Raw genomic sequence first — 13,026 nt, forward strand, 5'->3', positions numbered from 1 at the left:
AATGGAACGATGCTCCAGTCTAACAGCTCACGATACAACTCCGATATAAAACCCGTCATACCCCTTACTTCCCACCGTTTGAATAGCCGTGCCGGAAATCGCGGAGTTGGCGGACAGCATATCCATGAATTTGCGGATACCGTGCACCCGAGGGTCTGTGCTGTGATGATCGATAACTTCTCCATTCCGGATCACATTATCGCTAATCATGACGGTGCCCGGCCGTGAGAACTGTAACGCCCACTTCAAATAATTCGGATTGTTGGGTTTATCGGCATCAATGAAGATCAGATCGAACGGTTCCACCTTCTCCTTGGCCAGCTGCTCCAGCTGCAGCACAGCATCGCCTACCCGGATTTCCACCCTATCCTCCAGTCCGGCTAAGGCCACGTTGGATTTGGCAATCTCGGCATGATGCGGATCGAGCTCCAGTGAAATCAGCCGCCCCCCATCCCCAATCGCTCTGGCCATCCAGATCGAACTGTAACCTCCCAGTGTACCGATCTCCAAAATTCGTTTCGCACCCTTGATCTGAACGATGAGGTTCAGCAGCTTCCCTTGAGCCCTGGATACATCAATCTCCGGCAATCCGGCCTCCCGATTTGCAGCTAAGACCCTCTCCAGAACCTCATCATAAGGAATCAAATGTTCTGTGACGTAATCGTCTACTTTATCCCAAGTTGCAGCTTCAGCATCCTTCTTTTTCATGCCCGCATCCTCCTTATTCTCCATATAGATCTTACAAAGTCATTGTATGTGATTTATTGTTATAGATATAATATATATTTAAAGGACTTATATACTTTAAATATATGAATGGATAGGAGTACGGCACTCATGAATTTGCACGCATTACGGCTCTTTCACGTTATCGCCACAACGGGCAGTGTTACCCGAGCTGCTGAATTGTTAAATATAAGCCAACCCGCCATAACAGCCCAGATTAAAAAATTCGAGAAGGAACTCTCCCTTACTCTGTTCAAGCCGCAGGGCAGGGGCATCGGATTGACGGCGGCCGGAGCCGAGCTCGTTCCGCTTGCCAAAAGACTCTTCTCCGTCGAGCAGCAGATTGAACAATTCTGCCTGGATTACCGCAGCGGTTCGAGGGGACAGATCCGCATGGCGGCTACCTATCTTCCTTCCCATTTTCTTCTGCCGGCCTGGCTTGCAAAATACAAGCAGCGGTACGAAGAAGTAGAAATGAGCATAACCACCACGAATTCAAGCGATGCCCTTAAGCAACTGTTACATATGAATGTCGACCTTGCGATATACGGCGGTCTGCCAGAGGAATCTCCGAATACGATACAGATCGAGGAGCTGTTCCGGGATGAGTTATGGTTTGTCGTATCCCCAAATCACCGCTATGCCAACAAGCGTATCTCCCTGGAAGAGATGATGAGAGAGCCATTTGTTATGCGGGAGAAAGGCAGTTCAACGCGAGAACGTTTATTTGCCTTATGTCGTACCCATAGCGCGCCTTCCCCGCGGATCACGCTGCAATTCAATGGTCTGCACGAAGCGATTATGGCCGTCATTGCCGGATACGGTGCAAACTTTGTGTCCTCACTCGTCGTACGAGAGTATGTGGAGCGCGGTGAACTGAGCCGGGTCTATGTTGATGGAATCGAGCTTCAAAATATCATAGCGGTCTGCACCCGCAAGCATGAAACGTTATCCGCTGCCGCCATGAACTTCGTCGATATGATCCGGAATCAGTCATAAGTTACCGTTACATTTCCCCTATACATATTGCCTGCCGGGCTTCTCGTATTCTATACGAGAACAATCCCGGCAAGCTGCAATTTATCGGCGAACCGAGTGAAACACCGGACGGCCTCTGGTTGAGTGCCAAGGATGATTCCGGCAACGGAATCTACTTTACGGATGAAAGCCTCCATGAATCCTGATCCTATTTGCGCCGCTGGCACCCCTGCCCTCTTGCGCGTGACGGCGACAATCGCCAATATCCATCGGCTTCATATACTGCAGTAACAACAGGAACAAACAAATAGGGACATCCCGCCAGATCCTGGATCTTTCGGGACCGTCCCTTTTTTGTCTATTCCTCTGAAGCTTGATTAGTAAATTTACCGATGCGTTAACCTTTAATGGAGCCGATCATGACGCCTTTCTCGAAATATTTTTGCATAAACGGATAAATGAGCAGAATCGGAAGCGTCGATACAATAATGACCCCGTACTTGATCTGGTCGGCATATCGCTGCGCATACCCCCCTGCATCCCCGCCTGTTCCGGCACCGCTCGAGAACACCTGGTTTGACAGCAGAATATCCCGCAGAACGATTTGCAGCGGCTGGAGCTTCGTGTCCCGGATATAGATCAGCGCGGTGAAGAAATCATTCCAATGCCCCACCAAATAATAGAGTCCGATGACGGATATCAACGCTTTGGACAGCGGCAAGGCCACTTTAAAGAAAAAGGTAAAATGGGAGCAGCCGTCCATGACGGCCGCCTCATGCAGCTCCTGCGGCAGCGAGTTCTCAAAAAAGGTCCGCGCAATGATCAAATAAAACACATTCACGGAGAAGGGGAGAATAAACACCCAGATCGTGTTCGTCAGACTAAGCCCCTTCATCAGCAAATAGGTGGGAATCAGCCCGCCGTTGAAAAACATCGTGATCACGAAAATAAACATAATGAGCCGTCTGGCGCGGAATTCCTTTCTGGACAGCACATAAGCTGCCGGAAGCGTGAACAGCATGTTAACCAAGGTGCCGAACACCGTGTAAAACAACGTATTTCGGTACCCGGTCCAAATCCGCATATCTTTGAAAATCTCCTGGTAACCAAAAAAACTGATATTTTTGGGGATAAAGAGGACTTTCCCCGTAGAGACGAGCGTTGAGTCGCTGAACGAAGCAATGATGATAAAGTACAGCGGATAGGCGATCAGCAGAAAAATCATACTGCACAGAAAACCCAATGTGATCTTAAACGCTATCTCCTTGCCGTTCATGCGCGTTCTCGTATGTTCATGTTCCACAACCGTTTCTCCTTCCCCGATCATTAGAATAGGCTCGTTTCCGACATTCTCTTCGAGATCGTGTTCATCGCATACAAGAATACGAAATTGATGAGCGTGTTAAACAAACCGATGGCCGAAGCCAAGCTGAATTGATTGGAGATGATCCCGATTTTATAGACGTAGGTGGCAATGACCTCCGAGACGGGAAGGTTCAGCGAATTCTGCATCAGGAATATTTTCTCGAAGCCGGTCCCGAGGATATTCCCCATGCTGAGGATAAACAAGATGATGATGGTCGGGATGAGGGCGGGAATGTCGACATACCGGATCGTCTGCCATCGGCTGGCCCCATCGATTTTAGCGGCATCATACAGCTGGGGATCCACGGTGGACAAGGCTGCAAGATAGATAATGCTGTTCCAGCCGCAGTGCTGCCATATGTCGGAAAGCACATACACCGGGATAAAAGTCGAGGTGGATGCCAACAGATTGATATGTCCAAGCCCCACCGCCTTCATGAAGTGACCGACAACTCCGGTTTCGGAGGATAGCAGCACATTCAGCATGCCGACCAGCACGATAATGGATATGAAATGGGGCAGGTATACGGTAGTCTGCATCAGCTGCTTCATTCTTTTTCTGCGGATCTGGTTAAGGATGAGGGCCAATATGATCGGAGCCGGAAAGCCAAGCACAATCGTGGCCAGACTGATCAGAAACGTGTTCCGCATCAAATCCGTGAACAGGTAACTGTCGATGAATTGCTGAAAGTAAGCAAGCCCTCGCCACTCGCCGCCGGTCAAGCCTTTGCTGAAATCGTAGTCCCGAAAAGCAAGCTGGATGCCGTACATCGGGATATAGTTAAACAGCAGGATGACGATAATAGCCGGAAAAATCATAATCCACAGCTGATAATCTCGTCTGAAGGTGTTCTGTCTTTTACGGGATTCCATATCCTCCCTCCTAGTTTTGATTCATGTACTCGTCGTAATATTTTTGCATAATCTCTAGATTCTGCTTCAGGCCTGCCTTCTCGCTTTCCTTGATGTACGCGTCCCATTCGGCTTCCACGCCGCCCTTGGTCACCCATTTGGCAAAGCTGGATTCCGCTAGATTCATCACGTTGGTGTTGTTCAGGCTCATGGCGTTATTGTCCATGGTGGAATACTTGATGAACATGCCGGGGAACACGTCTTTATCGGGATCTACGTCCAAGGCCGCCTCCAGCGGCTCCGATTGACCCAGCACCTCCTGCATATCGGTGCCAAGCGTCAGCTCTAAGGTATCAGGGATATAAAATGCGCCGTTGTCCGCCATCGTCGAGGTCCATTTCCATGTACCCGGATCCATCTTGGCATCGGCTGGAGGCAGAACGGCATATGTACCGTCTCCGTTATCTTTAATATTCGGACCGATGGATCCGAATAGCACCTGCATACCCACCTCGGGGGCATAAAGCTCGTTGATAAATTTCATGGCCGCTTCCTTGTTCTTGGTCTTGGCGGACATGACGATATGGTTGGTGCCATAATTCAAGGAGTAGTGATCGTAGCTCCAGGACAGCTTCCCTGCATAATCTGCAGACACCTTCATCGGCGGCATGGAAGCATACTGCGGTGCCAGCTGCTCGCCGAACCGGTCGGACGCCACCCATCCCCAGGTAAAGCCGACCTTGGCCGTATCCCCTTCCCCGCGCGCGATGGATTGAAATTTCGTATAATCATGCGTGAATACTTCCGGGTTAATGAGACCCGCCTTGTACAATTTGTTTAGAAACGCGACCATCGTTTTGTACCTTTCATCCGTCAGGAAGTTCTTCACCTGACCGTCTTCCACAAAATAGCCCTGTCCGCTGCCGTCCGTCAGCGTAATGCCCATGCTGCCCAGGAGCACCGCCGGGTTAAAATATCCGCCGATGCCTCCCGGCCAATCCATCGGAATCTCGTCGTTCGGATCGCCGTTGCCGTTGGCATCCTTCTCTTTGAAGGCCACGAGGACTTCATACAGTTCATCCCATGTGGTCGGCATGCTCAAGCCGAGTTGATCCAGCCACTGCTGGTTAATGAACTGCCTGCTGGCGGTAGCGGGCCAGAACCGCTGATATTTGGGAAGACCGTAGATTTTGCCGTCCGACTGCGTGGCAATCACTTTTGTATCCGGTTTTTCATTAAACATGTTCTGTACGTTGGGCGCCTGATCCAGCATGCCGGACAGATCCTGGAACAAGCCTTGGAATTGCGCAAAGTCCGCATCCGTAATGACGTTCGGTCCGATGAACAGATCCGGAATATCGCCGCTGGCCAGCATCGTCCCTTTCTTCTGTCCCCAATCCGCGGTAATCTCCTGCCATTCGATGTCCACGCCCGCCGTCTCCTCAACCTTTTGCAGCCATTCCATTTCAGCCAACGGCTTCGTGAGCGGATGCTTGGTAATGATGGCGGTGAGCTTTACTTTTTTGCCTGTTTGATCCCCGGGTGTTTCGGCTGACTCGTTCGTGTCACCTCCGTCCCCGGTGCATCCTGTTAACAACATGGCTGTGATGGCGACGAGCGAGATGAAAACGTTTACCCTTTTCTTCATTCCATTACCTCCTGGTTTCGTTTGTTGGTCTGGTCCATGGGGGTATGCGGCCATGTATGGGCCTTGCCTTGGGACACATTTCACTCTAAACGGAGGGGAAGAGCTCCGTAAACGGACAGTTTTTTAAGCATCTTCATTTTTTGAAAGCGCTTATAATCAAACAGGTGAAAGCGCAACCAGTCTGGATCGCTACAGGGAATTCAAATATTGTATATATTCAAAAAATGACGCTTCTCAGCTTCAAGAAAATGCCCGCACAAGAAGCTTATAACGAAAAAGTTTGACAAAAGACCGCTGTAAGCTGTCTTATTCAGCATCAGCGGTCTTCGTTTTATGCTTTATGCGTATTTCGATATTGTCCGGGTGTCGTACCCACCATCTTTTTGAAGGAACGGATAAAACTCGAGGTGTTGGTGTATCCGACCTGTTGGGAAATGGATTCGAGGGTCTCCTCACTGTCCCGTAGAAGCTGAATGGATTTCTGGATGCGGAGCTGATCGATATACTCTTTGAAATTTTGCCCCATCGTTTTCTTGAAGTGATGGCTGAAGTTGGAGACCGACATATCAAAATAATCGGCCATCATCTGCAGCGAGCAGTTGGGATCCATTCCTTTCTCCGCTATGAGGGACAGAATCTCTTCCTGCGTTGCCGTACGGGACACGGGGAGCGTTTCGCTAATCATCTCGCACAGCTTGGCATAACTCTCCCTGATAATTCCGATCATCTGCTCCAGTGTATAACGGTGGTTAAATGCGGCCTCGGTTAGCCGAAGCAGGCTCTGGTCGTCATGACGGAACCGCTGGAGGCCGTTGAAAATGACGGTAACCGTATTGAGGTACACGCTCCGTATCATATGCGGCGGCAGGCTGTCGTTGCTTAAGTAACCGATCATCCGCTCCGCCAAAGAGGCCAGCATGGCCGCATCGTTCTTAAGGATCGCAAGCTCGAGGGATTGCAGGATTTCGGCAAAATAGGAGACGGCTCCGGTTTGGGGGACCTCGAGGTTGTCAAAGATCAGCACGGTCCCGGTCTTCCGGATGCGCAGAAACTCCGCCGTACGGAGCGCCTGCAGGTAGGAGAGATGGAGGTCCCCTGGCAATTGAGCTGCGCTAGGCTTACCAATGCCAATCACCGTTTGCCAGCTCGTCTGCTCCAATATTTCATCTTGCATCCGTTCCAGGCAGGATTTGAGCGGGAAATTCTCCGCATGGGAGCACACCAGAATCAATTCCTGCTGATAGATGCTTCTAAAGAAATAGCCTTGGACATCATCCGGCAGCCGTCCTTCATAGTTCCGGCAATAATCCAATATCTTCTCTATCCCTGCTCCATCCGCTTCACAGCATAGTACGGCAACCGTGAAGTAATCATGATGAAACCGGATGCCGACCTTTCTTGCTTCCCGTTCAAAATCATCCCAGCCTGCAATACGCCCGCTCACCAGTTCAAACAGCAGATTATCCCGCATAATCGGCAAGGATCCCTTCATATGCTCGTCCAGCTTGCTGTTGGCCAGCGAAAGCTCCTCCAACGTATATTTGATCGTATCGATTTCATTCATATGCTTCCGCTCCCGCGGTTCAAAAACTTGAACGGCGAGATCAACCAAACGGCGAATCGGCTGGTAGTTCTTCCGGATGGATACGTAGATAATGAACATTTCAAGCAGCAGAATCAGCCCGACCAGGATGGCCGTATTCAGTTGAATTGTCCGAATGCCCTGCAGGGACTTAGTTACCGGCAGCAGGCTCACATATTTCCAGCCATTCTTATCCGAAACGGAGAACGACACCAGATAGTCCGTTCCGCTGATTTGGTAAATGCCCGAAGAGGACGCCGACCCTTCCCCTATGCCGTGCACAAGATTCCTGAAATCATCGGAGGATTGGTATGACGTATCATTGGAGGATACCAATCGCCTTCCCTGGCCGTCAAACACATAAAAATCGCCGCTATAGGTTTCCGAAACGGCCTTCATCATCCGGACAATCGTATCCTCCCTGACCATGATCATGACGGCTCCGGGAGAATTCGAGCCTCCTACCGGCAGCGGCTGTACGAAGGTCAGCATTCTGACCCGGTTATTGCCGGGCACAACCACATTCTCCACAGGCCTGACGATTGGAGAATTAAGATCATTCAGGGTCTGGATCATATCTTCATGCGCCCAGTTTTCATAGTAGTAACCGACGCCCGGAATGGAAAGGTCGTCCAGACTGTATGCGCTTCCAGTTTTGGAAAACAAATAACCGATGTTCTTCACATACAGCAAGGTGTTGTAAATAAACGCATCGGTTGCATTGTATTTTTTCATCTCATTGGCAATAAGCACCCGCTGGTAGTCGCTTTCCTCCGCCTTATACATCTTGAATTCCCGGTTCTGCACCAGTTCAAACGGCAGATTGTACACATACCTTGTAAACGTATCCATCGATGTCATGAACTGCTCCGTAATATGCGCATTCCAGTCCATTTCCTTCTCTTTCACCACTTCAGCCGAATAGGGATAGTAATAGCACAGGATGACGATCACGGGAAACATCAGCACAAGCAAATAGGAAATCAACAATTTTGTCAGCAGGTTAATCTTATGGATTCGCAAGCGGCGACCACCTCCCTATCCTTCATAACAAATCTAAAAATGTTAACTATAAGAATACGTAATTTTCAAAAAAAAGAAAACTCATTTCCTGTTATAAACCATCGGAAATGAGTTTTTTGATATGTGTACTATTGTTGTGGCAGCAGTCATGAGGATTGTTCCACTCCCCATTTTTCGGCCCACTTCTCCATCTCCTTCAAAGAATCCAGGAAGTCCAATCCCTTGTCGGTCAATGAATATTCCACGGAGACCGGAACGGTAGGAAATACCTCGCGTCTTACGATCCCGCTGCCTTCCAAATGCCGCAGCACATCCGTTAAGGATTGCGTCTTGATGATGGCTGCATCCCGGTGAAGCTGATTAAACCGTTTCGGTCCTTGGGCTAATTGCGCGATGACTAGAAACGCCCATTTGGCTCCGAGAATTTGCAGCACTGAGCAGATATGATTGAACGCCGGCGTTTCCTGCAGCTCTTCTCTAACAGGTTCCACGATCTCACCCCATCGCTAACTAATCGTAAGTTAGTCAAAATGATTGGATAATATCCAAATACTTTGCCTTCTTACATAATATATGCGTCTTACTTATAATACAAACACAAAGAGATTTCAAGTTATACCAACCCGCTTGCGGCATGTGCTAGCCATGATCGCAGAGGGTATTGATCTTCTGACGAAGGGATGAATTAGATATGAATCGATTTACGATATATTTATTGGCGCTTGGGGTTTTTCTTACTGCTACCTCGGAACTGGTCGTCTCGGGAATTCTGTATGCGATCGCAGACGATCTTCATATTTCCTTGGCCTTTGCCGGCCAGCTGATTACCGCTTATTCGCTGGCTTTTGCGATCGGAACACCGTTTCTCGTCTCGTTCACGGCTCGGTTCAACCGTAAAAAAGTGCTGCTCGGCTCTCTTCTGCTGTTCATTGCCGGCAGTCTCGTTTCCTATTTCAGCACCGAAGTCTGGATGCTCATGGGTTCCCGCGTCATCCTGGGGGTAAGCTCAGGGGTGTATCTCGTAGCTGCAATGGGTACAGCAGCCAAGCTGGTACCCCCGGATAAGTTAGGCCGTGCCATCGGTACCATCGTGCTGGGTTTTAGCAGCGCCATGGTGCTTGGCGTTCCGATCGGAATATGGATCACGAATCTGCTGAACTGGCAATCGATCTTTCTGCTGCTGGCTCTGCTCAGTCTGCTGGTCGCCTTTGTCCTGATCAGACGCCTGCCGGATGTTGAAGGGGACGCACCTGTTCCCTTTCACCAGCAATTCAAAGTGCTGGGGAGCGTCGTAATCGTGAGCGCGCTGCTGCTTACGTTCTTCCGGGAATCCGGCAACTCGGTACTGTTTACCTATGTTACGCCATTTATCCAGGATATTTTCCATATCGCGCCATCAGGGATCAGTATCATTATGCTTGGCTTTGGACTTTTTGGAGCGATCGGCTCGAGGCTCGGCGGATATGGGGTCGACCGGTTTGGGCCTGCAAAAGTGATTACGCTCAGCACGATCATTCATATCGCGGTATTCGCGCTTCTTCCGCTGCTCGCCGGCCAATCGTTCATAGGACTCGTGCTGATGGGAATCATGGTGCTGTCCATGTTTGCGGCGGGTCCAGCCGTTCAGAGTTATTTTATCCAGCAAGCACCGGGCTCTTCCAATCTGATCCTCAGCTTAAACACCTCCATTGTCCATCTCGGGTTAGCCGCAGGCGCGGGTGCAGGAGGCTTCATGGTCAATACGACATCCACGCTTCAATATCACCCATGGCTCGGTGGATTCGTGCTCGCGCTTGGCCTGTCTGCAGGACTGGTCAGCTTCTTCGCAGGGCGGAAGACGATGATTCCGAAATCGGCGTGACCTCACCTGCCCCACCATATGAAATTTGCCCAAGCCACCCTGCCAAGGGTGGCTTGCACGCTACTGGTTCCGAAAATGGGCTCACGCATGTTTGCCTATGGGAATACCGTATTTTATGGGTCAAACGCCTATTACATTATGAAGGGCAGGAATCACAGTGGCAGTCTCTTATATGGATTTCACCTCTCCATCTGTTCGCTATACTTATGATCTGAGAAACAATCAAACATTTAAGAAAGACAATCAGAATTTCATCTATTCTCTCTCCGTAAAAGAATTGAATACGCTCGGAAACGCCTCCCTGCTGGATATTCACCTCAGCACAGGCAATGTGGTGGAGCCGCATATCCACCAGAATGCATCCGAGCTGGTGTATGTGATTACCGGCGCAGCCATCGTCTCCATGGTCAATCCGTTCACGAAGGAGCTGCTGAACTTCAAGGTAACGCCCGGTCAAGTAGCCCTCGTCCCCCAGGGCTGGTGGCATTATGAAATGGCGACGGTTGACAACACGCACCTGATCGCGGTCTTTGACGCACCAGTGCCTGAATTCATTGCAGGCTCCGATCTCTTGAGATTGACGCCAGCCAGCGTGTTCGCGCACACGTACTGCCTGGATGAAGCCAAAGTCAAAGACACCCTGGCACCGATTACCGATACGGTTGTCATCGGTCCGCCCAAAAACTGCCCGCAGCAGGGGCAAGTGCAAGGGCAGATGAAGCATCAACAGCCTGCGTCACATCATAATCAGCACTATTACCATCAAGAAGCCCATGATAATCGGGACTATGAGCTTCTTCAGCAGCAGCAGCAACAGCAATTCCAGCAACAGCAGCTGCAATTTCAGCAGCAACAACAGCAACAGCAATTCCAGCAACAGCAGCTGCAATTTCAGCAGCAACAACAGCAACAGTTGTTCCAGCAGCAATTTCCAGCTCAGGATCAATCGCAGCATGGAGCATATGCTGCTGAACCGCCGCTAACACCACCTCAATTACAAGAGCAATTCCGTTCGCAGCAGCAATTACAAGAGCAGCGTCAGCAATTACAAGAACAACAGCGTCAGCAGTTTATTCAACAGCAGCGTCAGCTGCCATTTTTGCAGCGCCAGTTAATTGGAAATGGCTGGGACCAATTCTAATCCATCCTCTGGTGATTATAGAACTTCGAGTGGAATACGCAGCATGACTATTGGCCAGTGATGCTGCGTATTTCTTTTTTATATGGAAATATATTATTTAGGAAGACCGGATCCTCTCGTTTTTTTCAGCTTCCGGCTGGGGTTGGCATGATCGCAGAAGCGGCCATACAAGAAGACTGGGAGAGGAAAAATTCCAAGCTCGACCGATTCCATCCTGGCTGCCCGAGCGCCTGATTTATGCCGTTCGCCACTGCAATAAGCTGATCCGTCCGGGGCTGCGGATGTTCTGGAGAAACCTTTTGGACAATTTTGCATTTCAACAGCCGGATGAGAGTCATGACAAGTTTCAAGATTAATCCCGTTATATTTCGTATTCTTCAAAAAACGGTTAGAATAGTAAGGTACGGCATGTATCGAATGCCAATGTATATTGAAGGAGGAACCTATATCATGAGCGTTGATTATAAAGCGTATTTCGCTGAACACCGTGAGACCCATCTGAATGAGCTGAAGGAATGGTTGTCCATTCCGAGCATTTCGGCCCTCTCCGAGCACAAAGACGATGTGGCAAAGGCTGCCGAGTGGCTCGCAGGCAAGCTGACGGAAGCAGGCCTTGAGCATGTGGAAGTTCATCAAACGGCAGGACATCCTATTATTACGGCAGACTATCTGCATGCCGAAGGCAAACCGACCGTGCTCGTCTACGGTCACTATGACGTACAGCCCGTAGACCCGCTTCATCTGTGGGAAACGCCGCCCTTTGAGCCGGCTATCCGCAACGGCAAATTGTATGCACGCGGAGCAACGGACGACAAAGGCCAGCTTTTCCTGCATGTCAAAGCCGTTGAAGCTATTTTGAAGCAAGAGAAGGAGCTTCCGGTCAACATCAAGTTCTGCATCGAAGGCGAAGAAGAGGTGTCCAGTCCGAACCTTCCGCTCTATCTTGACAACAACAAGGACAAGCTGGCTGCGGACGCCATCGTGATCTCGGATACGTCCCTGCTCGCACCTGGCAAACCGGCCATTTCCACGGGCCTTCGCGGATTGTGCTCCCTGGAGTTGTCTCTGGAAACAGCCAATACCGACCTTCATTCCGGTACATATGGCGGCGGCGTACCTAACGCCCTGCATGCGATGGTGTCCTTGCTCTCGTCTCTCCATGACGAACAGGGCCGCGTCGCCGTAAAAGGCTTCTATGACGGGGTGCTCGAGCTCTCCCCTGAAATGCGTGAGGAATTTGCCAAGCAGCAATTCGACGAGGATAAGCTGAAGCAGGATCTCGGCCTCGATTCCCTGTATGGTGAGGAAGGGTTCTCCTTCGTTGAACGCGTGGGAGCGCGTCCGACCCTTGAGCTGAATGGCGTATACGGCGGATTCCAGGGTGAAGGCAGCAAGACGGTCATTCCGAAGGAAGCCCATGCCAAAATTACGTGCCGTCTGGTAGCAGATCAGGATCCGCAAGCGGTCCTTGACGCAATTGAAGCCCACTTGCATGCCCACACTCCAGTCGGTTCGAAGATTACGTTTAAACCGAAGGAAAAAGCATTCGCCTTCAACATCGATCCGTCCCATCCAATGCTGCAAAAAGCCGCGGACGCGTTCGAGCATGTCTACGGCACGCGTGCCCTCTTTACGAAGGATGGCGGGTCCATCCCGATCGTGGAGAAGCTGTCCAGCACGCTGAACGCTCCTGCCGTCATGATGGGCTTTGGCTTGCCGGACGAGAATCTGCATGCGCCGAACGAGCATTTTAATTTGGAGAATTTCGACAATGGCTTGCTGACGATCGTTGAGTATTTGAAGCTCGTGTAAACTTTTGACGCCAACACCGAAGAGTAATAGTAACGAAA

Annotated in this window: 9 protein-coding genes and 1 pseudogene; 4 read left to right on the plus strand and 6 right to left on the minus strand. The window is 50.2% G+C overall.

Annotated features, from left to right (window positions below; translation table 11 throughout):
- Nucleotides 1–27 precede the first annotated feature (27 nt).
- Complete coding sequence (locus tag ACQKPA_RS04810) at nucleotides 28–708, minus strand: O-methyltransferase (protein WP_427489832.1); 681 nt, start codon at nucleotides 706–708, stop codon at nucleotides 28–30.
- Between the two features lie 129 nt (nucleotides 709–837).
- Between ACQKPA_RS04810 and ACQKPA_RS04815 the strand changes: the two genes are divergently transcribed.
- The gene (locus ACQKPA_RS04815; RefSeq protein ID WP_427489836.1) at nucleotides 838–1,725 is read left to right on the plus strand and encodes a LysR family transcriptional regulator; all 888 of its coding nucleotides are present in this window, start codon (nucleotides 838–840) and stop codon (nucleotides 1,723–1,725) included.
- Between the two features lie 376 nt (nucleotides 1,726–2,101).
- On the opposite strand, the gene ACQKPA_RS04820 is transcribed toward ACQKPA_RS04815, so the two are convergent.
- From ACQKPA_RS04820 to ACQKPA_RS04840, 5 genes are all read right to left on the minus strand, one after another.
- Nucleotides 2,102–3,031 carry a carbohydrate ABC transporter permease gene (locus tag ACQKPA_RS04820; protein ID WP_427489838.1) on the minus strand — a complete coding sequence of 310 codons (930 nt, stop codon included), beginning with the start codon at nucleotides 3,029–3,031 and terminating at the stop codon, nucleotides 2,102–2,104.
- Nucleotides 3,031–3,942, minus strand: a complete 912-nt coding sequence (locus tag ACQKPA_RS04825) for an ABC transporter permease (RefSeq protein ID WP_076324132.1) — start codon at nucleotides 3,940–3,942, stop codon at nucleotides 3,031–3,033. The genes ACQKPA_RS04820 and ACQKPA_RS04825 overlap by 1 nt, the downstream gene beginning before the upstream one ends.
- Before the next feature lie 10 nt (nucleotides 3,943–3,952).
- Nucleotides 3,953–5,569, minus strand: a complete 1,617-nt coding sequence (locus ACQKPA_RS04830) for an ABC transporter substrate-binding protein (RefSeq protein ID WP_427489840.1) — start codon at nucleotides 5,567–5,569, stop codon at nucleotides 3,953–3,955.
- Between the two features lie 331 nt (nucleotides 5,570–5,900).
- The gene (locus ACQKPA_RS04835; RefSeq protein ID WP_427489842.1) at nucleotides 5,901–8,174 is read right to left on the minus strand and encodes a helix-turn-helix domain-containing protein; all 2,274 of its coding nucleotides are present in this window, start codon (nucleotides 8,172–8,174) and stop codon (nucleotides 5,901–5,903) included.
- A 146-nt stretch (nucleotides 8,175–8,320) separates the two neighbouring features.
- On the minus strand, nucleotides 8,321–8,665 hold the full coding sequence (locus ACQKPA_RS04840) for a winged helix-turn-helix transcriptional regulator (protein ID WP_071223225.1): 345 nt from the start codon (nucleotides 8,663–8,665) through the stop codon (nucleotides 8,321–8,323).
- 200 nt (nucleotides 8,666–8,865) lie between these two features.
- Between ACQKPA_RS04840 and ACQKPA_RS04845 the strand changes: the two genes are divergently transcribed.
- The 3 genes and pseudogenes from ACQKPA_RS04845 (at nucleotide 8,866) to ACQKPA_RS04855 (ending at nucleotide 12,988) form a co-directional block, all read left to right on the plus strand.
- The gene (locus ACQKPA_RS04845) at nucleotides 8,866–10,035 is read left to right on the plus strand and encodes an MFS transporter (protein WP_427489844.1); all 1,170 of its coding nucleotides are present in this window, start codon (nucleotides 8,866–8,868) and stop codon (nucleotides 10,033–10,035) included.
- Between the two features lie 157 nt (nucleotides 10,036–10,192).
- Nucleotides 10,193–10,724 (plus strand): annotated as a pseudogene (locus ACQKPA_RS04850) (cupin domain-containing protein); the annotation flags it as partial.
- Between the two features lie 902 nt (nucleotides 10,725–11,626).
- Nucleotides 11,627–12,988 carry a dipeptidase gene (locus ACQKPA_RS04855; RefSeq protein ID WP_427489846.1) on the plus strand — a complete coding sequence of 454 codons (1,362 nt, stop codon included), beginning with the start codon at nucleotides 11,627–11,629 and terminating at the stop codon, nucleotides 12,986–12,988.
- Nucleotides 12,989–13,026 lie beyond the last annotated feature (38 nt).

Source organism: Paenibacillus sp. NPDC093718, assembly GCF_050279985.1.
Lineage (GTDB): Bacteria > Bacillota > Bacilli > Paenibacillales > Paenibacillaceae > Paenibacillus_AQ.